Source organism: Paraburkholderia ginsengisoli NBRC 100965, from assembly GCF_000739735.1.
GTDB lineage: Bacteria > Pseudomonadota > Gammaproteobacteria > Burkholderiales > Burkholderiaceae > Paraburkholderia > Paraburkholderia ginsengisoli.
The window spans coordinates 147,838-169,199 of sequence record NZ_BBJF01000014.1 but is presented as its reverse complement, the minus strand read 5'-3'; the positions used below and the strand labels follow the sequence as shown (position 1 = coordinate 169,199).

General features: G+C 65.8%; 17 protein-coding genes. 2 read left to right on the top strand and 15 right to left on the bottom strand.

Translation table 11 applies throughout. The features are described from left to right. Positions 1-24 precede the first annotated feature (24 nt). A complete protein-coding gene (locus BGI01S_RS21540; RefSeq protein WP_042328043.1) occupies positions 25-2,598 on the top strand; it encodes an adenosylcobalamin-dependent ribonucleoside-diphosphate reductase in 2,574 nt (857 codons plus the stop codon). Between the two features lie 53 nt (positions 2,599-2,651). On the opposite strand, the gene BGI01S_RS21535 is transcribed toward BGI01S_RS21540, so the two are convergent. The 7 genes from BGI01S_RS21535 to BGI01S_RS21505 form a co-directional block, all read right to left on the bottom strand. Then, on the bottom strand, positions 2,652-3,656 hold the full coding sequence (locus BGI01S_RS21535; RefSeq protein WP_042328042.1) for an alcohol dehydrogenase catalytic domain-containing protein: 1,005 nt from the start codon (positions 3,654-3,656) through the stop codon (positions 2,652-2,654). A gap of 22 nt (positions 3,657-3,678) precedes the next feature. Beyond that, positions 3,679-4,476 carry an SDR family NAD(P)-dependent oxidoreductase gene (locus tag BGI01S_RS21530; protein WP_269781770.1) on the bottom strand — a complete coding sequence of 266 codons (798 nt, stop codon included), beginning with the start codon at positions 4,474-4,476 and terminating at the stop codon, positions 3,679-3,681. Then, positions 4,476-5,789 carry a sulfopropanediol 3-dehydrogenase gene (hpsN, locus tag BGI01S_RS21525; RefSeq protein ID WP_042328041.1) on the bottom strand — a complete coding sequence of 438 codons (1,314 nt, stop codon included), beginning with the start codon at positions 5,787-5,789 and terminating at the stop codon, positions 4,476-4,478. Before hpsN ends, BGI01S_RS21530 begins: the two co-directional genes overlap by 1 nt. Positions 5,790-5,979: 190 nt before the next feature. Next, positions 5,980-7,035: an ABC transporter substrate-binding protein gene (locus BGI01S_RS21520; RefSeq protein ID WP_042328040.1), complete on the bottom strand. Its 1,056-nt coding sequence runs from the start codon at positions 7,033-7,035 to the stop codon at positions 5,980-5,982. 33 nt (positions 7,036-7,068) lie between these two features. Further along, a complete protein-coding gene (locus BGI01S_RS21515) occupies positions 7,069-7,872 on the bottom strand; it encodes an ABC transporter ATP-binding protein (RefSeq protein ID WP_042328039.1) in 804 nt (267 codons plus the stop codon). Between the two features lie 98 nt (positions 7,873-7,970). Beyond that, positions 7,971-8,876, bottom strand: coding sequence for an ABC transporter permease (locus BGI01S_RS21510; RefSeq protein ID WP_084585454.1), 906 nt, complete (start codon positions 8,874-8,876; stop codon positions 7,971-7,973). After that, the gene (locus BGI01S_RS21505; RefSeq protein ID WP_042328038.1) at positions 8,873-9,664 is read right to left on the bottom strand and encodes an ABC transporter permease; all 792 of its coding nucleotides are present in this window, start codon (positions 9,662-9,664) and stop codon (positions 8,873-8,875) included. The genes BGI01S_RS21510 and BGI01S_RS21505 overlap by 4 nt, the downstream gene beginning before the upstream one ends. Before the next feature lie 193 nt (positions 9,665-9,857). Between BGI01S_RS21505 and BGI01S_RS21500 the strand changes: the two genes are divergently transcribed. Next, a complete protein-coding gene (locus BGI01S_RS21500) occupies positions 9,858-10,925 on the top strand; it encodes a LacI family DNA-binding transcriptional regulator (RefSeq protein ID WP_042328112.1) in 1,068 nt (355 codons plus the stop codon). On the opposite strand, the gene BGI01S_RS21495 is transcribed toward BGI01S_RS21500, so the two are convergent. The 8 genes from BGI01S_RS21495 to BGI01S_RS21460 all read right to left on the bottom strand — a co-directional run bounded on the left by BGI01S_RS21495 (position 10,907) and on the right by BGI01S_RS21460 (position 20,965). Beyond that, entirely contained in the window at positions 10,907-11,857 is a 951-nt protein-coding gene (locus BGI01S_RS21495) for a dimethyl sulfoxide reductase anchor subunit family protein (RefSeq protein WP_042328037.1), read from the bottom strand. The genes BGI01S_RS21500 and BGI01S_RS21495 overlap by 19 nt on opposite strands. An 18-nt stretch (positions 11,858-11,875) precedes the next feature. Continuing rightward, positions 11,876-12,637 carry a 4Fe-4S dicluster domain-containing protein gene (locus BGI01S_RS21490; protein WP_042328036.1) on the bottom strand — a complete coding sequence of 254 codons (762 nt, stop codon included), beginning with the start codon at positions 12,635-12,637 and terminating at the stop codon, positions 11,876-11,878. A 53-nt stretch (positions 12,638-12,690) separates the two neighbouring features. Next, positions 12,691-15,612: a molybdopterin-dependent oxidoreductase gene (locus tag BGI01S_RS21485; protein WP_042328035.1), complete on the bottom strand. Its 2,922-nt coding sequence runs from the start codon at positions 15,610-15,612 to the stop codon at positions 12,691-12,693. Positions 15,613-15,779: 167 nt separating this feature from the next. Next, positions 15,780-16,778 carry an Ldh family oxidoreductase gene (locus BGI01S_RS21480; RefSeq protein WP_042328034.1) on the bottom strand — a complete coding sequence of 333 codons (999 nt, stop codon included), beginning with the start codon at positions 16,776-16,778 and terminating at the stop codon, positions 15,780-15,782. A 36-nt stretch (positions 16,779-16,814) separates the two neighbouring features. After that, positions 16,815-17,780, bottom strand: a complete 966-nt coding sequence (locus BGI01S_RS21475) for a hydroxyacid dehydrogenase (RefSeq protein ID WP_042328111.1) — start codon at positions 17,778-17,780, stop codon at positions 16,815-16,817. 3 nt (positions 17,781-17,783) lie between these two features. Next, positions 17,784-19,154, bottom strand: a complete 1,371-nt coding sequence (gene dctA, locus BGI01S_RS21470; RefSeq protein ID WP_167335670.1) for a C4-dicarboxylate transporter DctA — start codon at positions 19,152-19,154, stop codon at positions 17,784-17,786. A gap of 211 nt (positions 19,155-19,365) precedes the next feature. Next, a complete protein-coding gene (locus BGI01S_RS21465) occupies positions 19,366-20,541 on the bottom strand; it encodes a UxaA family hydrolase (RefSeq protein ID WP_042328033.1) in 1,176 nt (391 codons plus the stop codon). A 79-nt stretch (positions 20,542-20,620) separates the two neighbouring features. After that, positions 20,621-20,965, bottom strand: coding sequence for a UxaA family hydrolase (locus tag BGI01S_RS21460; protein WP_232624462.1), 345 nt, complete (start codon positions 20,963-20,965; stop codon positions 20,621-20,623). Between the last annotated feature and the right edge of the window lie 397 nt (positions 20,966-21,362).

The window sequence follows — 21,362 nt, the reverse complement described above, 5'->3', positions numbered from 1 at the left end:
TGCGGCGCCGTTTGAGGGCCTACCATGGCAGAAGACACGCCGGACACCCGCGCGGCATTAGCGCCCCCCGCTCCCCTCGTCGCTCCGCAACAATTCTCCATCGACGTCCTGCTCGAAAAATACGCGAAAGGCGACGAGCAATCCGCCGACGACGTCTTCAAACGCGTCGCCCGCGGCGTCGCCGAAGCGGAGCCGCCGGAACTGCGCGAAGCGGTCGAGGCGCGCTTCGTCGACAACCTGCGGCACGGCGCGCTCGGTGCCGGCCGCATCATGAGCGCGGCCGGCACCGGCATCGCCGCCACGCTGATCAACTGCTTCGTGCAGCCGGTCGGCGATGCGATCCAGGGCGTCGACGAACAAGGTCTGCCCGGCATCTATGTCGCGCTGCTGCAGGCGGCCGAAACCATGCGCCGCGGCGGCGGCGTCGGCTACAACTTCTCGGCGATCCGGCCCAAGGGCGCGCGCGTTCACACCACCAGTTCGTCGGCGTCGGGACCGTGCAGTTATATGGACGTGTTCGACGCGTCGTGCCGCACCGTCGAAAGCGCCGGTTCGCGACGCGGCGCGCAAATGGCCGTGCTCGATTGCAGCCATCCCGATCTGCTCGAATTCATCGAGGCCAAGCATTCGAAGGGCCGCTGGAACAACTTCAACGTGTCGGTCGGCGTCACCGACGAATTCATGCGCGCCGTCGAAGAAGACCAGCCGTGGCAACTCGTGCATCACGCGGAGCCGTCGCCCGCGCTGCGCTCGGCCGGCGACGTGCGGCAGCGCGAAGACGGCCTGTGGGTGTACAGCGAACGCCCGGCCCGCGAGATCTGGGATCGCATCATGCGCTCCACGTACGACGTCGCGGAACCCGGCATCGTGTTCATCTCGCGGATGAACGAAGACAACAATCTGCGCGCCGTCGAAACCATCCGCGCGACCAACCCGTGCGGCGAGCAACCGCTGCCGGCGTACGGCTGCTGCAATCTCGGCCCGCTGAACCTGACGCGCTTCGTGATCGATCCGTTCGCGCAGATGAAAGGCGGCAAGCCATCGTTCGACTGGGAAGGCCTCGCGCAACGCACGCGCACCCAGGTGCGTTTTCTCGACAACGTGCTCGACGTCACGCTGTGGCCGCTGCCGCAACAGTACGACGAGTCGCGCGCGAAACGCCGCATCGGCGTCGGCTTCACCGGCCTCGGCGACACGCTCGTGATGCTCGGCTTGCGCTACGACTCGCAGGAAGGCCGCTTCTTCGCCGTGCGCATCGCGCAGCTGATGCGCGACGAGGCGTACCGCGCTTCGGTGGAACTGGCCAAAGAGCGCGGCGCGTTTCCGCTGTTCGACGCCGAACGCTATCTGGAAGCCGGCACCTTCGCGTCGCGCCTGCCCGACGACATCAAGCAGGCGATCCGCCGCGACGGCATCCGCAACAGCCATCTGCTGTCGATCGCGCCGACCGGCACCGTGAGCCTCGCGTTCGCGGACAACGCGTCGAACGGCATCGAGCCGGCCTTCTCGTGGACCTACTCGCGCATGAAAGTGATGGCCGACGGCGGCCGCGAATCGTTCGACGTCGAGGACTACGCATACCGGCTCTATCGCGAGCTGGGCGGCGACGTGAAGAAGCTGCCGGACTATTTCGTCAGCGCGCTGCAGATGTCGGCGCGCGACCACCTGGACATGATGGCGGCCGTGCAGCCGTACGTGGACACCTCGATCTCGAAGACGGTCAACGTGCCCGCCGACTATCCGTTCGAAGCGTTCGAAAGCCTCTACTTCGACGCGTGGAAAAACGGCCTGAAGGGTCTCGCCACGTATCGCCCGAATGAAACGCTCGGCGCGGTGCTGAGCGTGAGCCCGCCGCAAGCGGACGACACGCTCGCCGAGAGCGATCTCGATCCGCTGCGTATCGCGATCGACCATCGGCCCAAGGGCGAGCTGCCGGCGATCATCGAGAAGGTCGAATATCTGACCCAGGCCGGCAAGAAGTCTCTTTACGTGGCGGCGTCGTTCATCGAAGTGACCGGGCGCCTCGGCGGTGAGGACGTGACGATCGAGCGGCCTATCGAGTTCTTCATTCCCACCGGTCAGCGCGACGAATCGCAGCAATGGATCACGGCGACGATGCGCTCGCTGTCCCTCGCCGCACGCGGCGGGTTCGTCGCGCGCAATCTGCAGGACATGCGCAAGGTCTCGTGGGATCGCGGACAGGTCCGGCTCGGCGACGTACAACGTCTCGACGGGCATCGCGCGCCGCGCTGGCACGATTCGGAAGTGGCTGCGCTCGCGTTTGCGATCCAGCAGATTCTGCATCGGCGCGGCTTTCTCGACGCCGAAGGGAATCAGGTGCCGTCGCGCATGCTGGCGCGCCTGCCGCGCGGGCAGATGAAAGCGGAGACGGCGCTGTCGGCGGACTTCGGCCTGCGTCCGCCGCCTGCCGATGCCAATACCGCCGCCGACGTCGACACGTTGACGCAACCCGGCGGCGCGCAAGGACTGCATACGATGCTGGGTCGCAAGTGCGGGTCTTGCGGTGCGAATGCGGTGATTCGCAAGGACGGGTGCGACTTCTGCACTGCTTGCGGCGAAGTGGGCGCGTGTGGATGAAATTGGGGATGTCGTCGTGAGCGCGCCGGCTCGGGCGCTCACGCGGCAAACCACTAAGCCGGCAACAGAATCACCTTACTCGACCCGATCACCCCTTCGTCCAACTCCGCGAACGCGCGGCCGCCGTCATCGAGCGGCCGCGTTTGCGCCCAACGCAGATCGCCGAACGCGCCCTTGTGGAGCGCCGCCACTGTGGCTCGCATATCCGCCATCGAATACGTATAGGTGCCCAACAGCGCGATCTCCGCGAGCGTCAGCTTGCGCATGTCGATCTCGCTCGCCCAATCCTGCAAACCGATGTGCATGATCACGCCGCCCGGTTTCACGGCGGCCATCGCGAGCGTGCGGGTCGCCTTGGCCCCGACCGCGTCGAGCACGAAATCGAAATGGTTCGGCGGCGTCTCGACGCTCTTCGGATCGAACGCGTGGCATCTCGCATGCAGCTCGGCGGACTCGCGCCGCAGCGGATTCACCTCGGCCATCTGCACGTCGCGGCAACCGTAGCTGCTCAGCAGCAACGCCGACAGCAGTCCTATCGCGCCACCGCCGATCACCAGCGTGCGCGTCTCCGGCAACGGCCGCGCAAGCGCGCGCATCGACAGATTGATCGCATGCAGCGCGGTCGCGGCGGGCTCGGTCATCGCCGCATGCGTCGCGGACATCTGCCGCGGAATCTCGACAATGCTGGCCGCCGGAATCGACATGTATTCGGCGAACGCACCCGGCCGCGTCATGCCGACCATGGTCCGGTCGACGCACAGATTGTCGCGTCCTTGCAGACAATAGTCGCAGCGTCCGCAGGTGATCAGCGGATTGCCGGTCACGCGCAATCCGACCGGCAAATGCGGCGCCCGCGTTTCGACGATCGTGCCGGCGAACTCGTGCCCCAGCACGAGCCCAGGTTTGCGGCGCGGATCGTGACCGTGATACGCGTGCATATCGGAGCCGCAAATTCCCACGGCGTCGATTCTGAGCACGACCTCGCCGGCTTCCGCGTGCGGGTACGGCCGCTCCTGCAGTTGCATCTCATTGGGCTGCGTGTACACGAGTGCTTTCATGAATGTGCGTTCTCCGATGCAGTCAGCGCGCGGTATAGCCGCCATCGACCATCAGGGTTTGTCCGGTGATATAAGCCGACGCTTCGCTCGCGAGAAACACGGTCGCGCCGTACAGATCTTCGACCCGCCCATTGCGGCCGATGCAGGTCTGGACCGCGTGATGATCGGCGAGCGCGGCGTCGGCGAATACGGGCGCGGTGAGCGCGGTCGGAAAGAAGCCGGGGCCGATCGCGTTGCACGTGATGCCGTGCCGCGACCACGCCTGCGCGATAGCGCGCGTGAGCTGCACGATGCCGCCCTTAGCGGCGCCATACGGCGCGCTGTCGCCGAACGCGCGGTACGACTGCAGCGACGCGATGTTCAGAATCCGCCCGAAGCCGCGCGACTGCATCGCGGGCGCGAGCGCCTGTGTCATGAAGAACGGCGCGCCCAGATGCAGCGCGATCTGCCGCCGCCACGCATCGGGCGTGACCTCGACGAACGGCTGGCGCAGATTGATCCCCGCCGCGTTGACGAGAATGTCGATCTGCCCATACTCGCGCTGCGCCGCGAGCGCGCAGTCGCGGGCGGCGTCTTCGTCCGCAAGATCGTACGGCAAGATGTACGCGTCGATGCCGGCGGCACAGCAGCGCTCGCGCGCGGCCTCCAGCGCGTCGGGCCGCCGCGCGACCAGAATCACGCGCGCGCCCGCGAGGCCGAGCGCGTGCGCCATCGCCTCGCCGATTCCCGAGTTGCCCCCGCTTACCAGCGCGGTGCGGCCGCTCAGATCGAACAGGCCCAGCATGCGCGGCAATACCGCCGCTTCGACTTGCGCCGCCATCACACCACCACCGGTTCGCCGCGCACGAAGCGCTCGTCGGGGAAGTACTTGTCGAGCCGGTCGTCGGCGGTGCGCGCGTGGGCTTCCATGCCTTCGAGCCGCGAGATGCGCGCCGTCACTTCACCGATCTGCTTCGCGGCGTCGCGCGTCATCTTTTGCCACGTGAGCGTCTTCACGAATTTATGCACCGACAGGCCACCCGAATAACGCGCCGCGCCCTTGGTCGGCAGCACGTGGTTCGGGCCGCTGGCTTTGTCGCCGAACGCGACCGTGGTTTCCTCTCCGAGAAATAGCGAGCCGTAGCACGTGAGCCGTTCGAGCCACCAGTCCAGATTCGCGGCGTGCACTTCGAGGTGTTCGGGCGCGTAGCGGTCGGACACCTCGGCGATCTCCTCGCGCGTATTGCAGACGATCACTTCGCCATAGTCGCGCCACGCGGCGCCGGCCGCATCGCGCGCGGTCGGCGGCAAGCGCTCGATCAGTTCGGGCACGCGTTGCATCACCTCCAGCGCGAGCGCCTTCGATGACGTGAACAGCCACGCCGGCGATTCGTGTCCGTGTTCGGCCTGGCCGACCAGATCGCTTGCGACGATCGCGGGGTCCGCGCTCTCGTCGGCGATCACCGCAACTTCGGACGGTCCCGCGAACACGTCGATGCCGACCTTGCCGAACAACGCGCGCTTGGCTTCCGCGACGAACTTGTTGCCGGGCCCGACCACCACGTCGGCGGGCTTGCCGGTGAAGAGACCGTACGCCATCGACGCGATCGCCTGCACGCCACCGAGCGTCATCACGACGTCGGCGCCCGCCGCCTTGAACGCGTACAGCACGTATGGATGAATGCCACCGCCGCGGAACGGACTCGAACACGCGATCACCGTCTTCACGCCCGCGGCCTTCGCGGTCGCGACACCCATGTACGCGGACGCGATATGCGCATAGCGCCCCGCCGGCGCGTAGCAACCGACCACGTTCACCGGGACGACCTTCTGCCCGGCCGTCACGCCGGGGTACAGCTCGACCGCGAAGTCTTCGATCGAGCGACGCTGCGCGAGCGCGAAGTCGAACACCTGACGCGCGGCGAAGTCGATGTCGGCCCGCACGTGCGCGGGTACTTCGGTTGCGCGCCGCTCGATTTCGTCGGCGGACACGATGATCGGACCGTCCCATCCATCGAGCTGCTTCGCGTAAGCGAGCGCGGCGGACTCGCCGTTCGCCTCGATTTGCGCCAGCATCTCCGCGACGACTTTCTGCGCGGTGGCGGTTTCCGTTTCCGGAGTCTTGCTCGCTTTCTTCAGGTAGGTGACGCTCATCGCTTTCTCCTCTCGATGCCAGTGCGGTAGGTATGAATTCGGCGTATGCAACCGCTTGCATGACGGGGCTTTAAAAAAGACCGCTGGGGTCTTGCCTGGCTCTTTGCCTGGGTCTCGCCGCGGTGTCGTTTCGCTATCGCTTTTTTTCGCGCTCAGCACTTCGAGCCGGGACGCTCGCCCCGGCTCGCACTCATTTGGTCGCGGTCGCGAACGCGGACAGTTTTGGGTCGGCCTGCACGCGCTTCATCATGCTGTCGTCGATGTAGTCCTTCGCATCCGGCACTGCCGTCAGCGCACCCGACGCGCGCATGAACTGTGCGATGCTGGTGAACCACTTGTCCGCTTCGGACGGGCCCTTGCTGCGATCCATCGCGGCGAGTTGCTGCGTGAGATCAAAGGTCGGGCGCGTGGCGAACTCCTTCTGCATCGACGCGTCGGTGATGGTGACGCCGCCTTCGTGATAGAACTTCTTCATCAACGCGACAGCCTCGTCGGGATTGGCCTTCATCCAAGACCACGCGCGCAGATAGACGGCGAGAAAGGCCGCCACCGCCTCCGGATGTTCCTTCGCATAGTCGCCGCGCACGACCAGCGCCCCAGGCACCGACGCCCCGCCGTCCTTGCCGCTGCACAGCACGCGCGCGCCGGCCTTTTCTTCGAGCGTGTAGTCATACGGCGCCCAGACCCCGGCGTAGTCCGCATTGCCGGATGACATTGCCGAGATGATTTCGGCCTGGCCCATGTTTCTCAGCGTCACGTCGGACTTCGCGAGTCCGTACTTCTTCAGGCACGCCTGCACCGCGTAGTCGCCGGTCGAGTTGGACGTCAGTACGATCGTCTGCCCTTTCAGCGACGCCGGATTGTTCTTCACCGCGTCGTAGCGTGCCTTGCTCGCCATCAGCACGTTGCCTTGCGATTCATCGTTAGTGATTCCAATCACTTCGACGCCGAAGCGTTTATAGCCGAGCACCGCCGGCACCGAGCCGGTTCCGCCGACATCCCACGACTTCGCCGCGGCTGCCGCCATTTGCGGCACGCCGGCCGGAAACACGACGAATTCCGGCGCGAGCCCCGCGCCCGCCCACCAGCCTTTTTCCGTCGCCACGTAGAACGGCAACGCCCAGTACAGCGCCGGTTGATACGACACCTTGATCGGCGTGAGCGCAGCGGCATCGGCATGCGTGGCGAACAGCGTGGGCGCGGTACAGAGCATTGCAATGACGGGAATCGCTCGCAAACATTTCATGTTGGTCTCCTCGTTCTGAATTCGTCGGGCCACTCACGAGGCTTCGCGCTCGCCGCCATGTTCATCACGCAACGACTTCCAGATATGCGTGCGCAGACGCACGAACGACTCCAGATCCATCACGTCCTCGATCCGCTTGTGCTGATCCCACTGATTCGCTTCGCGCACCGACTTCACGTCGACGATTTCCTTCATCCGGCCAGGCCGGTTCGTCATCACAACCACGCGATCCGCCAGATAGACGGACTCCTCGACCGCGTGCGTGATGAACAGCACGGTGCGCGGATTGGCACGCGTGACGCGCACCAGTTCTTCCTGCATGACGATGCGCGTTTGCGCGTCGAGCGCGCCGAACGGCTCATCCATCAGCAGCACGCCGGGGTCCAGCGCATAAGCGCGCGCGATCGCGACGCGCTGCTGCATACCGCCCGACAGTTGATGCGGATACGCGCTTTCGTGACCGCGCAGATTCATCAGATCCATGTAGCGTTCGATCGTGTCACGACGCTTCGGCGCCTGCACGCCTTGCGCGCGCAATCCGAGTTCGATGTTCTGATAGACCGTCTTCCACGGAAACAGCGCGAATTGCTGGAACACCACCGCGCGATCGGGGCCGGGGCGCAGCACCTTGCGGCCATCCACACTGACGGCGCCCGACGATGGAAACTCCAACCCGGCGACCATGCGCAGGCACGTGGTCTTGCCACAGCCCGACGGCCCGACGATCGCGACGAACTCGCGGTCGTCGATCTCGAGATCGACATGGTCCAACGCCAGCACGCCGCTGCGGTTATGACTGAATACACGGGAGACATCGTCAAAACGGATCACACTCATGTTGGTACTCCGTAGCAATTTGCAGCGGGTTCACCAGGCGATTCGGGCTTCGATAAAGGCCGCTATTGCGGGCGGGCGTTCGCCATGCCGCCTTCTTGTCAGCGGCGCGCGCGGCGCCGATGGCGCATCGCGAACGTCTCGATTCGTCCGAGCAGCCAGTCGATCAGCGCGCCGACCATGCCGATCGCAATCATGCCGCTCATCACGGTGGCGGTATTGATGGCCGACTGCCCTTTCACCATCATGTAGCCGATCCCACTCGACGCGACGATCAGCTCCGCGCCGACCAGCGACATCCAGCCGAGGCCGGCGGCCACCCGCAAGCCCGCGATCACCGCGGGCAATGCGCCGGGCAACAGCACTTCGCAAACGATCATGCGGTTCGTCATACCCAGCATTCGCGCGGCTTCGAGCAGCCGCCCGTCGACCAGCTGCGCGCCGCGATACGCGTTCACCACGCACGGCGCAAACGCGCCCGCGAAAATGATCAGCACCGGCCCCCCGATCCCCGTGCCAAACCACAGTGCCGCGAACGGCACCCACGCGATCGGCGCGACGAAGCGCAACGTTTCGAACAACGGACTCACGATGTAGTCCAGCCAGCGGAACCAGCCCATCATCAGACCGAGCGGCACGCCGACCGCGATGGCCAGCGCGAGACCCAGCAGATAGCGCTGCAGGCTCGACCACAGATGCTGTTCGAGCGTGTAGCCGGCGAACGGATGCGTGAGCAGTTCGACGAAACGCGTGGCCACCGCGAGCGGCGTCGGCAGGAACATCGCGGGGATCAACTCGGCCGCGGCAGCCAGCCACCAGATGCCGAAGAACGCGATCAGACCGGCCGCGCTCAGCGCCCACAGCGTGCCGCGACGCGGCGCGCCAGCGCGCGCGTCAGCGTCGCTGCGGCCGGCCAGGCGACGCGCGTCTTTCGCGTGCGCCGCATCGGTTCGCCTGACCACGGCCATCGGATCCATTTCGGAACGCGCCAGATGCTGCAGTTTCATCGCGACGGCCTCCAGGGCATCGAACGGTTTTCGATCATGCCGAGCAGCACGGTCATCAGCCAGCCGCATAGCGCGACACTCAACATCGCAACGAAGATCATCGCCGGGAAGATGTCGAGCGAGCCTTGGGTCAGCAGATGGCCGAGGCCGCGCACCGCGCCGATCAATTCGCCGGCGACGAGCGTGGTCCATGACGCCTGCAACGACAGCCGCAGGCCAGTAAAGATCATCGGCAACGCACCGGGCAACATCACTTCGCGCACGAACTGCCCGCGCCGCAAGCCGAGCATGTCGGCGGCTTCGAGCAACGCCGGGTCGAGATTGCGCACACCCGCGAAGCTGTTGATCACGCACGGCACGAACGCCGCGAACCAGATCACCATGACCTTCGCGGCGTCGCCGAGACCGAGCCAGACGATCGCGAGCGGAATCCAGGCGAGCGGCGGAATCGGCCGCAGCATGCTGAAGATGGGATTGAAGAAAGCCTGCGCGCGGCGCGACTGGCCCATCCACAAGCCGAGCGGCACGCCGGTGGCAGCAGCGGTGAAGAAACCGTACAGCACGAGCTTGACGCTTTGCACGATGTGCTGGTCGAGGCGGCCGTCCGCGTAGCCCTCGCCCGCCACCTGCAACAGTGCCTGCCACACTTCCGCGGGCGCCGGCAAACGCGACGGCCCGACCAGGCCGGTGAGACCGGTCAGTGTGTACCAGAGCGCGAGCGTCGCGCCGAGTGTGGCGAGACTGCAGGCAAGGCGCGGTGAGCGGATGGAACGAATAGCCAGTAGCACGTCGTCTCCTCGTGGGATGCGGTGTGCATCGTTGCAGCAAAATGCAACCGCTTGCATTTCACTATAATCCCGCTGGGCAATACTTGTATCGGGACTTACACGGGTATGCTCCGCAAAATGTTGTGCGCTTGCATTGGCGGACTACAATCGGTTTATCGACATTGGCCGGACTGACTTCGGACTGGACTTTCACGTGAGCAATCCACCTCTTTCGCGGGCTCGCATCGGCGACGTTGCGCGCCTGGCCGAGGTCTCCACGGCCACGGTTTCGCGCGCCTTATCCAACCCTGACATGGTCAAGCCGGGCACGCGCGCGCGCATTCGCGAGGCGATCTCGACGCTCGGCTACGTGCCGGACGGCGCGGCGCGCGCGCTCGCGCTAGGGCGGGCGCGCACGGTCGGCGCGATCGTGCCGACCCTCGACAACGCGATCTTCGCGCGCGCGGTGCAGGGATTGCAGACCACGCTGTCGAACTCCGGCTATCAACTGCTGATCTCCGCGCACGAGTACAACCTGTCCGCCGAAACCGAGGTGGTGCGCGCGCTGCTGGAACGTTCGGTCGACGCGATCCTGCTGGTCGGCCAGGATCACGCCGCGCAAACCTACGAGCTGATCCGCGCGAGCCAGGTCGCGCTGGTGATCATGTGGTCGCATCCGTCTGCGGAGCTCGCCGCCGCTGGGGAGACGCCGCCGTCGATCGGCTTCGACAACCGGTTGATCGGCCAGCTCGCGGCCGATCATCTGCTCTCGCTCGGTCATACCCGCTTCGGCGCGGTGTCCGGCTTCACGCGGCACAACGACCGCGCCCGCGAACGCATCGAGGGCTTTCGCGAGACGCTCGCGCAACATGGCTGCACACTGCCCGACGCCTGCGTGATCGAGCAGCCGTTCGGCTTCGAAGGCGGCCGCGCTGGTCTGCAACATCTGCTCAAACTGCGCCCTTCGCCCACCGCGATCTTTTGCGGCAACGACGTGCTCGCGCTCGGCTGTCTGTTCGAAGCACAGGCGCTAAGCATCGACGTGCCCGGCGCGCTGTCGATCGTCGGTTGCGACAATCTGCCGATCGCATCGCAGATCATGCCCGGCCTCACCACGATCCTGCTGCCGACCTACGAACTCGGCGAGCGCGCCGCGCGCGCGGTCCTCCATTGGCTCGCCGACGGCGAGCCGCCGCCGCACGAGCGCCTGCCGATCGAGCTGATCGTGCGCGGCACGACCGCGCGGCCCTGCGAGGCCGCGCTTCAGCCGACTCTCGCGTAATAGAGGTTCTGCGGGTGCTTCGCCTCGGCGAAGAAGAACCACCGTTCCGCGACGAGGCCCGCGTACTGCACGAGACAGGCTGCGACGAGCAGGCCGAACGACGCGCCCAGCGAATTCAGGCTCGCGCCGAGCGCGATTAACACGACCGGCGCGACGAACGCCGTCACGAGGAAGCCCCATTTGATGCCGCGCAGCGTGCGCGCCGTTTGCCCATGGAAGAACTCGCGCAGATTGAACGCGCCGGCGGTGAAGCCGCGCGAGACCTGCACGAGCTTCGGATTGCGGATGCCGGTCGCGCTCTGCACCGTCGACTTCGGCCGCAAGCGCGCATTGCGCACCAGCGACGCCGAACGGCTCGCGCAACCCGCGAGCGTCAGCACGCACGCGCAGATCGCGAGCCCGGCGGTCAGCGCGGGCGCCCGCCACGCGCTCAGCGCGGTCGCCAGCGTGAAGCCCGACGCGCAACCGAGCAGCGTGAAGTTCACGAGCGTGAGCGGCGTCGCCCATTCCTGCAGGAAGCGCAGGCACGCGTAGATCATCGCGGTGCAGACGAACAGCGCGGCGCTCGCCAGCACGCCGAGCCAGCCGAGCGCAAGCGACCACGGCGAATCGAACCAGTGGGCGACGCCGTAGAAGAACGCACACGCGAGAAATGCGGGCAAGCACAGACATTCGCGCGACAGCCACGAGGTTCGCCACATCGCGATCGCGCGCCATGCACGCTCGGGATGACCGAGATGGAAGAACGATGCAATCAGTCCAAGTCCGCCCAACAGCACCGACACCGCCGCGCCGATCACATAGAACGCGACCGCAGGCGATGCGAGCAGGCCCAGATGCGCGGCGCTTTCCACGCCGACGAGCGCGATCAGCAGGCCTTGCGCCGCACCGCTCAAAGTAGTCAGGAAAACTACGGAAAATGCCGGATTCATCGTGAGGTCCTGTGGGTTCTACCCGATGCGCGTCGCCATCGACGCGAGATGCAGTTCACCGCGCTCGAGCTGCGCGTCGAGCGAAGCGGGTGCACGGCCCGCGTCGTCCGTGGACGAACCGGCCGTCTTGCACGAGCACGCATCGCCGCCGCAGCCCGAAGCCGCAGTGGGCACGCGTGGCAAATAATGATTCGCGGGCCGCGTGTTCCACTCGGGCATCAACTGATATCCGCCGCGCTCCTCGATCGCTTTCGAGACCACCGACTGCGGATCGTGAATATCGCCGAAGAGCCGCGCCGAGGTCGGGCACGCGAGCACGCAGGCCGGCTGCCGATCGCGTTCGGAGAGATTTTCATCGTGGATCCGATCGACGCACAGCGTGCACTTGGTCATCTCCTTGCGCGCCTCGTCGAGTTCGCGCGCGCCGTACGGGCACGCCCACGCGCAATACTTGCAGCCGATGCAGCGATCGAAATCGACCAGCACCAGGCCGTCCTCCTTGCGCTTGTAGCTCGCGCCGGTCGGACAGACGGGCACGCACGGCGGGTCCTCGCAGTGCAGACACGATTTCGGAAAATGGATCGTCTCCGCGTTCGGGAAACTGCCGGCTTCGAAACTCTGCACACGGTTGAAGAAAGTGCCGGACGGGTCCGCATCGTAGGGGTTCAGATCGGCGAGACTGCCCGACTCGCCCGACGTGTTCCACTCCTTGCAACTCGTCACGCACGCCTGGCATCCCACGCACACGTTCAGATCGATCACCAACGCCATCTGGGTCATCTAACGCTCCTTGCCTCGCCGCTTACGCTTCCGTTTGTGCCTCCACTGCCTCGCTACTTCCGCCGATTCGCTCCCCGCAGCCTCGCCGCGAACTCGCCGCGTCCCGCGAAGTAAGTCTGCACGATCCGCGAGACCACGCCGTTCGATCCAGGCAGCGCGGGCATCGCTGCGAATTGCGGCAGCGTATGCCGCGCATCGGCCTCCGCCGGGTAGATGCGCACGCGCACGTCGTACCATGCGGCCTGGCCGGTCACCGGATCGGAGTTCGACAGCCGCGCGGCCGTTTCGTCACGAGCGGGCAACTCGTCGGTAATCAGGTGATTGAGCAGGAAGCCGCGCTGCGATTCGTTCGCGCCCGGCCCGAGATTCCACGCACCCGACGCCTTGCCGATGGCGTTCCACGTCCACACCGTGCCGGGCTCGACGGTCTCGCTGAAGCGCGCCATGCAGCGCACGCGGCCCCATTGCGACTCGGCGTAGATCCAGTTGCCGTCCTCGATGCCGTTCTCCGCGGCCATCAGCGGATTCATGTATAGATAGTTCTCCCCATGAATCTGCCGCAGCCACGCGTTCTGCGAGTCCCACGAGTGGTACATCGCCATCGGCCGCTGCGTCACGGCCGCGAGCGGAAAACGCGCGAGATCGGTGGCCGCGCTTTCGAGCGGCGCATACCAGAACGGCAGCGGGTCGAAATACTTTTCGACCCGCTCGCGCAAATGATCCGGCGGCTGCCGTCCACTCGTGCGCCCTTGCGCGGCGAGTCTGAACTTCTGCATCACGTCGGAGTAAAGCTGGATCAGGATCGGCTCGTTGAATTTGCGGAAGCCGTTTTTCACCGCCCAGTCGAGATAGGGCCCGTTGCAATTGCGCATGTACTGCATCGTCTCGGGCAAGCGGTAATGGAACACGCAATTGTTCTTCGCGTACTGCTCCCATTGCTGCGGATTCGGCTCGCCGACCAACGCCTTGTCGCCGTCCTTGCCGCGCCAGCCGATCAGAAAGCCCACGCCGGAATCCGGCGCGGTCGTGTGATTGACGATGAAGTCGGGATAGTCGCGAAAGCGCCGCGCACCATCGGCCGTGGTGAAGGCGGGAAACTTCAGCCGCGACGCGAGTTCGATCAGCACTTCCTGGAACGGCTTGCACTCGCCGGTGGGTGGCACGACCGGCACGCGCACCGAATCCACCGGGCCGTCGAACTCGGAGATCGGCCGATCGAGCATCGACATCGCGTCGTGCCGTTCGAGATACGTCGTGTCCGGCAGGATCAGATCGGCGAACGCGGTCATCTCCGACTGGAACGCATCGCACACCACCAGAAACGGAATTTTGTAGTCGCCGTTCGCGTGCCTGTCGGCCAGCATCTCGCGCACTTTCATCGTGTTCATCGACGAATTCCACGCCATGTTGGCCATGAAAATCATCAACGTGTCGATCGGATACGGATCGCCGCGCCACGCGTTGGTGATCACGCTGTGCATCACGCCATGCACGGCGAGCGGATATTCCCACGAGAACGCCTTGTCGATGCGCACCGGGCCGCCGTGCTCGTCAATGAACAGATCCTCGGGCGCGGCGGGCCAGCCGAGCGGACCGCTCGCGAGCGGCGTGTTCGGCTTGACGGCATCGGGACTGTTCGGCGGTTTGGCCGACGGCGGCACCGCGCGCGGAAACGGCGACTTGTGACGAAAGCCGCCGGGCCGATCGATCGTGCCGAGCAAGGACATCAGCACCGCGAGCGCGCGGATCGACTGGAAGCCGTTGGAATGCGCGGCGAGGCCGCGCATCGCATGAAAGGCGACCGGGTTGCCGGTAACCGTTTCGTGCGTCTCGCCCCAAGCGTCGGTCCAGCGGATCGGCAGCGTGATCCGATGCGCGCGGCTCGTCTGGATCATTTCGCCCGCGAGACGGCGTATCGTGTCCGCCGCAATGCCGGTGATTTCAGCGGCCCACTCGGGCGTGCAATCGGCCACGCGTTCGCGCAGCAACGCAAACGACGGCGTGACCGGCGTGCCGTCATCGAGCGTATAGCGGCCGTCGAGCGCGGGCGTCACCCCGCTCGCATGATGCGGCACCGCGCGCCCTGTCTGTGCGTCCCACCACAAATGATTCTGCGGAAACAGCGGATTGCCGACGGGCCGTGCCGGATCGCGCACGAACAGGCCGAAGTTTTCGCTGGCTTCATTGAGATCGACGAGTTCCGCCGCGTTCGTAAAGCGCTGCACGAACTCGTGATCCCACGCATCGGCGGCGATCAGTTCGTGCAGAAACGCCATGAAGAGCGCGCCGTCGGTGCCGGGTTTGATCGGCACCCACTCGTCGGCAATCGCCGCGTAGCCGGTGCGGATCGGATTGATCGCGATGAAGCGGCCGCCTGCGCGCTTTAACTTCGAGATCGCGATCTTCAGCGGATTCGAATGATGGTCCTCCGCCGTGCCGATCATGAAGAACAGTTTCGCGCTGTCCAGATCGGGGCCGCCGAATTCCCAGAACGACCCGCCGATCGTGTAGATCATCCCGGCCGCCATGTTGGCCGAGCAGAAGCCGCCGTGCGCGGCATAGTTAGGTGTACCGAACTGTTTCGCGAACAGGCCGGTCAGCGCCTGCATCTGGTCGCGGCCGGTGAAGAGCGCGAATTTTTTCGGGTCGGTGGCGCGGATCGATGCGAGTCGCTTTTCGAGCACGTCGAACGCGACCTCCCACGACACCGGCTCGAACTGCGCGCTGCCGCGCTCCGCGCCGGCCTTGCGCATCAGCGGCCGGGTCAGACGCGCGGGCGAGTACTGCTTCATGATGCCCGACGCGCCCTTCGCGCATATCACACCCTGATTCAGCGGATGCTCCGGATTGCCGTCGATGTAGCGCACCTCGCCGTCACGCAGATGCACGCGGATGCCGCAACGGCACGCGCACATGTAGCAGGTGGTGGTCTTGATGTCGAGCCGTTCGTTCTGCGTGCGGGCGTGGTGTTCCATGCGGAATCTCCGTCGCTGCTGCGGGGGTGTCGAAGCGGGGTGAATCGATACCGACCATCCTATTCGACGCGGCGCCAGAAGGGAAATCGCGATTCGCGACGGAAACTATCCGCGCTGCCGATAGTTTCCGTTCGCCTTTCAGTGGGCCGCTGTTTGACCCAGCGGCTTCAATCACGCCCCCGCAGTTGCGTGATCAGCGCGTCCGGAATCTCGACGCCCTCTTTCTCCGCCGTGCGCGCGAGGCTTTCGCGTCGATACCCTGGCAGCCGCACGTCGTCGTCTTCCAGCATCATCTCGATCAGCGCCTCGACGCGCGACAGATACGCGTCATCGCCGGCGAGCGCGCCCGGATCGATCGCCCAGAACAGATGGCCGATGCGCGAGCGCTCGCCTTCCTCGGTCAGGAACGAGCCCGCCTCGTAGCCGAAGTTCGCGCCGGTCAGCGCCGCCGCGAGTAGTTCGACGATCAGCGCGAGCATCGCGCCCTTCGCGCCGCCGAACGGCAGCATCATGCCGTCGAGCGCGGCGCGCGCGTCGGTGGTCGGCAGGCCGTCGCGGGTGGTCGCCCAGCCTTCGGGAATCGGCTTGCCATCACGCGCGGCAATCGCGATCTTGCCGCGCGCGATTTGCGATAGCGCGAGGTCGATCACGAGCGGGTCGCCATTGCGTCGCGGGAACACCGCGGCGATCGGATTGGTGCCGAACAGCGCACGCTTGCCGCCCCACGCGGGCATCGCCGCCGGCGAATTGCTGAACGCGAGCGCGACCATGCCCGCCTCGCCGAGCGCGGCCAGATGCGCCGCGCCGACGCCGAAGTGGTGGCTGCCCTTGATGCCCGCGACCGCGCTGCCGAATTGCTGCGCGCGCCCGATCAACGTCGACACCGCGAGATCGCAGGCCGGATACGCGAGGCCGTCCGCCGCATCGATCAGCACTGTCGCGCCGCGATCCGCGACGATGGCGGCTTGCGCGGCCGGATCGACGCGGCCGTTGCGCAACTGCGCGCAATACATCGGCAGGCGCGACACGCCGTGAGACGACAGACCGCGCAGGTCGGCATAGACGAGCGCGCGTGCCGTCGATTCAGCGGTCGCCGGCAACGCGCCCGCATGGCGCAGTGAGCCGACGGCAAGCACGTTGAGCGCGTCGGGAAGCAGTCGGGCCATCGATCATTCCTCTGGTTGGGTGGATTCAGGAGGGCATCAGTTTGACACGGCGCTCCGCATCGCGTCCGGCGCGCCATGCGTCAACGCGGCGGCCACGCGTTCGGCGACGAGTGAACTCACGCGCTCGTTGGCCTCTTTCGTCAGCCCGGCGATGTGCGGCGTGAGAATCAGGTTCGGCGCGTCGGCGAGCGGGGAGCCGGGCGGCAACGGTTCGTCGGCGAAGACATCGAGCGCCGCGCCCGCGAGCCGCTGTTCGCGCAACGCGACGGCGAGCGCGCGCTCGTCGAGCGTGCCGCCGCGCGCCGTGTTGATGACGACCGCGCCGCGCTTGAGCCGCGCGATGCGCTCGCCGTCGAGCAGGTTGCGCGTCGCGTCGACGAGCGGCACGTGCAGCGTGACGACATCGGCAAGCGCGAGCGCGTCGTCGAGCGGCAGTGCGCGTGCGCCACTGCTGCGCCAGCACGGCGCGTCGGCGGGCTGCTGCGGATCGTAGCCGACCACCGTCATGCCGAGCGCGCGCGCGAGCGCCGCGACGCGCTGCCCGATCCCGCCGAAGCCGATCACCGCAAGCACGCTGCCCGCAGCTTCCCGGCCATTGGACAATGCCTCGCGCGGCCACGCACCCGCCGCGACGTCGGCGCTACGCAGATACGCGCCGCGCAGCAACACGAGCGCGGTCGCGATCACATACTCGGCCACCGCCTGCGCGTTCGCGCCGGTCGCCGGGAACACGGCCACGTTGCGCGCGGCGCAGGCGGCGAGATCCAGATTGTCGAGACCGACGCCGAGCCGCCCGACCACGCTGAGTTGCGGGCCGGCGTCGAGCAGCGCCGCCGTGACCTGCGTACGGTTTCGCACGATCAGTGCGTGCGCGTCCGCAAGTTCGGCGGCGAGGCGCGACGGCTCGAGGAACAGCGTGGGATCGAAGCGCACGTCGAAGCGCTGCCGCAACGAATGAACCGCCGCCTCGTCCATGAACTCGCTGATAACGATCTTCTTCATCATCTAGCCGCCCTTGCCCGCCGCAAGGCGGCTGGTTTCGTCGAGACCGGGATGCGCCGCCTCAGGCTTCGGCTTCGGCTTCGGCTGCGGTTGGCGCGGCGCCTGAGCCTGAGCCTGAGCCTGCGCCTGCACTTCACGCGGCGCGGCGAGGAATTCGCGTGCCGCGCGCGCGTCGAACGCGCCCTCCCAACGCGCGACCACCAGCGTCGCCACCACGTTGCCGATCATGTTGGTCAGCGCGCGGACCTCGTTGAGCACGCGGTCCACGCCGAGAATCAGCGTGATACCCGCGACCGGAATGATGTTGTGCGTCGACAGCGTCGCGGTCAACGCGACCAGCGCCGCGCCCGCCACGCCCGCACCGCCCTTGGACGTCAGCATCAGGATCGCCAGCAGGCCGATCTGCTGCATCAGCGTCAGATGCGTGTTGGTGGCCTGCGCGATGAAGAGCGACGTCATCGTCAGATAGATCGCCGCGCCGTCGAGATTGAACGAATAGCCGGTGGGCAGCACGAGCCCGACGATCGCGCGCGGGCAGCCCATGCGTTCGAGCTTTTCCATCAGACGCGGCAACACCGATTCCGTGGTGGACGTGCCGAGCACGATCAGCAGTTCCTCGCGGAAGTAGCGCAACAGCGGCCAGAGCCCGACACCGGCCCAGCGCGCGGCCGCGCCGAGCACGATCGCGATGAACAGGATGCTGGTGATGTAGAAGCACAGAATCAGCAGACCGAGTTGCTGCAACGTACCGATGCCGTACTTGCCGACCGTGAACGCAATCGCGCCGAATGCGCCGAGCGGCGCGAGCCGCATGATCATTTCGACGATGCGCATCAGCGTGTCGCCGAACTGCTCGATGCCGCGCATCAGCAGACGGCTGCGTTGCGACATGATCGACAGCGCGATGCCGAACAGCACCGAGAACAGCAGCACCTGCAGCAGATCGCCGCGAGCGAATGCGCCGACCACCGAATTCGGCACGATCATGTCGATGAAGCTCGACGACGACACGTGCGCGTCCGCCACGTAATGCGACATCGCGTGCGTGTCGAGCGACGCGGGATCGATATTGAGTCCGTCGCCGGGCCGCAGCACGTTCGCGACCACCAGTCCGAGCACCAGCGCGATCGTGGTCACGACCTCGAAGTACAGCAGCGTCTTGAAGCCGACGCGGCCGACCTGTTTCAGGCTTTCCATACGCGCGATGCCCACCGACACCGTGCAGAAGATCACGAGCGTGATCAGCATCTTGATGAGGCGAATGAACGTATCGCCGAGCGGTTTCATTTCGACGCCGAATTTGGGCCAGAAGTAACCGACGAGAATACCGGCGGCAAGTCCGATCAGAACCTGCACGTAGAGATGTTTGAGCATGCGCAAGATGGTGTCTCCTCCACTCGCTGCTGCCAGATGTCGAGCCGACGCCACTGCCGCATGAAAGGCCGGACACGGGCGGCCTGCCAGCCAGTCTCCGTGCCGGCATGCGCCGGGAATGTGGGGGCCGCTCCGCGCCCGCCTGGCGGATTTACCCGGCGAGCTGGCGAGGCTGGTCGGCCTCGCTCGCGGAGCGGCTCAACTGCAAGGATCAGGCGCTTTCGAACAACCGCGTCAGCACGAACTCGCGATGACCGAGCGCTTCCGCCGCCGTGAAGCGGCCGTTGATCGTGGCCATCATACATTCGAGCAGTTTGTCGCCGCTCTGGTCGAGATTCTGCTCGCGCTGCAGAATGCCGGTCACGTCGACGTCGATATGCTCGCCCATCGTGCGGACCGTGCGCGGATTCGCGCAGATCTTGATGACCGGCACGATCGGATTGCCGATCACATTGCCCTGCCCCGTCGGGAAGAAATGCACCGCGAAGCCGGACGCCGCGCACAGCGTCACCATCTCGGCAGCCGCCGACGACGAATCCATGAACCACAGCCCGGCATGTGTCGGCTCCTCGGCTTTGTCGAGCACGCCGTCCACCATGCACTTCTTGCCGATCTTCTGGATGTTGCCGAGCGCCTTTTCTTCGATCGTGGTCAGGCCGCCCGCGATGTTGCCCTTGGTCGGCTGCGACTCGGACAGGTCATCCGTTTTCCAGCGGTTGATCATGTCCTGATAGCGGTCGAACATGAACTGGAAGCGCTCGCGCACGCCGTCGTTCGCGCAGCGCGCGGCGACGATCTGTTCGCCGCCGGTCAGCTCCGATGTTTCGCCGAACACCAGCGTGGTGCCTAGGCCGTACAGCTTGTCGAATGCGTTGCCGACGGTCGGATTCGCGCCGCAACCCGACGTGGTGTCCGACTCGCCGCATTTGGTCGACACCCACAGATCCGAAATCGGGCATTCCTCGCGATCGAGCGAGGTGGCGTACTGCACCATTTCCTTCGCTGCTTTCGACGCCCGCATGATCGTGTCGTGATCGCCGTGCAGTTCGATACCGAAGCCCATCACCGGCTTGCCGGTCTTCGCGATGCCGTCGACCACGCGCTTGGTCCAGCCTTCCTCGATACCGATCACGATGACCGCCGCGACGTTCGGGTTGCTGCCCGCGCCGATCAGCGTGCGGAAGTGCAGATCCAGGTCGGCGCCGAATTGCAGCCGCCCATACGGATGCGGCAAGGCCATGGTGCCTTTGATGTTGTGTTCGACCGCTTGCGCCGCGGCGTTCGACAGATCGTCAACCGGCAGGATGATCACGTGGTTGCGTACGCCCACGCGGCCGTTGTCGCGACGATAGCCGCGGAAAGTCGTATCCAGGTCAATCACGCTCATGGTGTCTCTCTCGTTCGGGTTGGTGCGGCTCTATTCCGGGAAGTGCGGGAAACGCTGAGGCTCGGGCGACGCCCGCCGCTTACCAGCGCTTCGTCTTGATGTTGTGCACGTGCGCGTGCTCGCCGGCTGTGATCGGCGCGACCACCTTGCCGATATCCACGCCGTATTTGAACACCGTGTCGCCCACGGCCATGTCCTTGAGCGCGACCTTGTGGCCGATCGGAATGTCCTGCTTCGCCGGGAAGCTGACGATCTCGTCGTCGTCCATGATCCATGCGTTCAGTTGCGTGCCCGCCTTGATGCCTTCGACTACCGCCACGCCGACTGTGTCCTTCGCTTCGTGCAGAACGATGTGGATCGTCTTGCGTCCGGGCGACGCACCCGCTGCCGGGGTGCCGTTGATGTCTGTCGTGGGATTGCTCATTAGCGTCTCCGTTCGTGTGTTGAATGCGGTGGGGTGCCGCCGGGGCAATGCGCTCGAAACGCGTTGCGGTGAATGCATAGTAGGCGCCGATTTTTCGGATGTCAACTAGGTCATCTATATGTGTTAGAGGCGTGTTTTCCACTATTGCCGCGCCGCTCGCGGCCTGCGCGGGCCGTGCTGGCGCGGCTGTGCGCGATTTCTCCGAGCGCCGCGCGCGTTATCGCGTTTCCCCGAGTTTGATTTCGCCTACATCATCGCCTAGACTCCACACTCATACAGATGACCTAAATAACACCGATCATGTCGATGTACGCGGCAGCGCGCGAAGCCATCGACGCATCGGCACAAAAGCTGAACGCATGCCGGCGCCAGGGCGCAAACCGCGTCACCCCGCGCA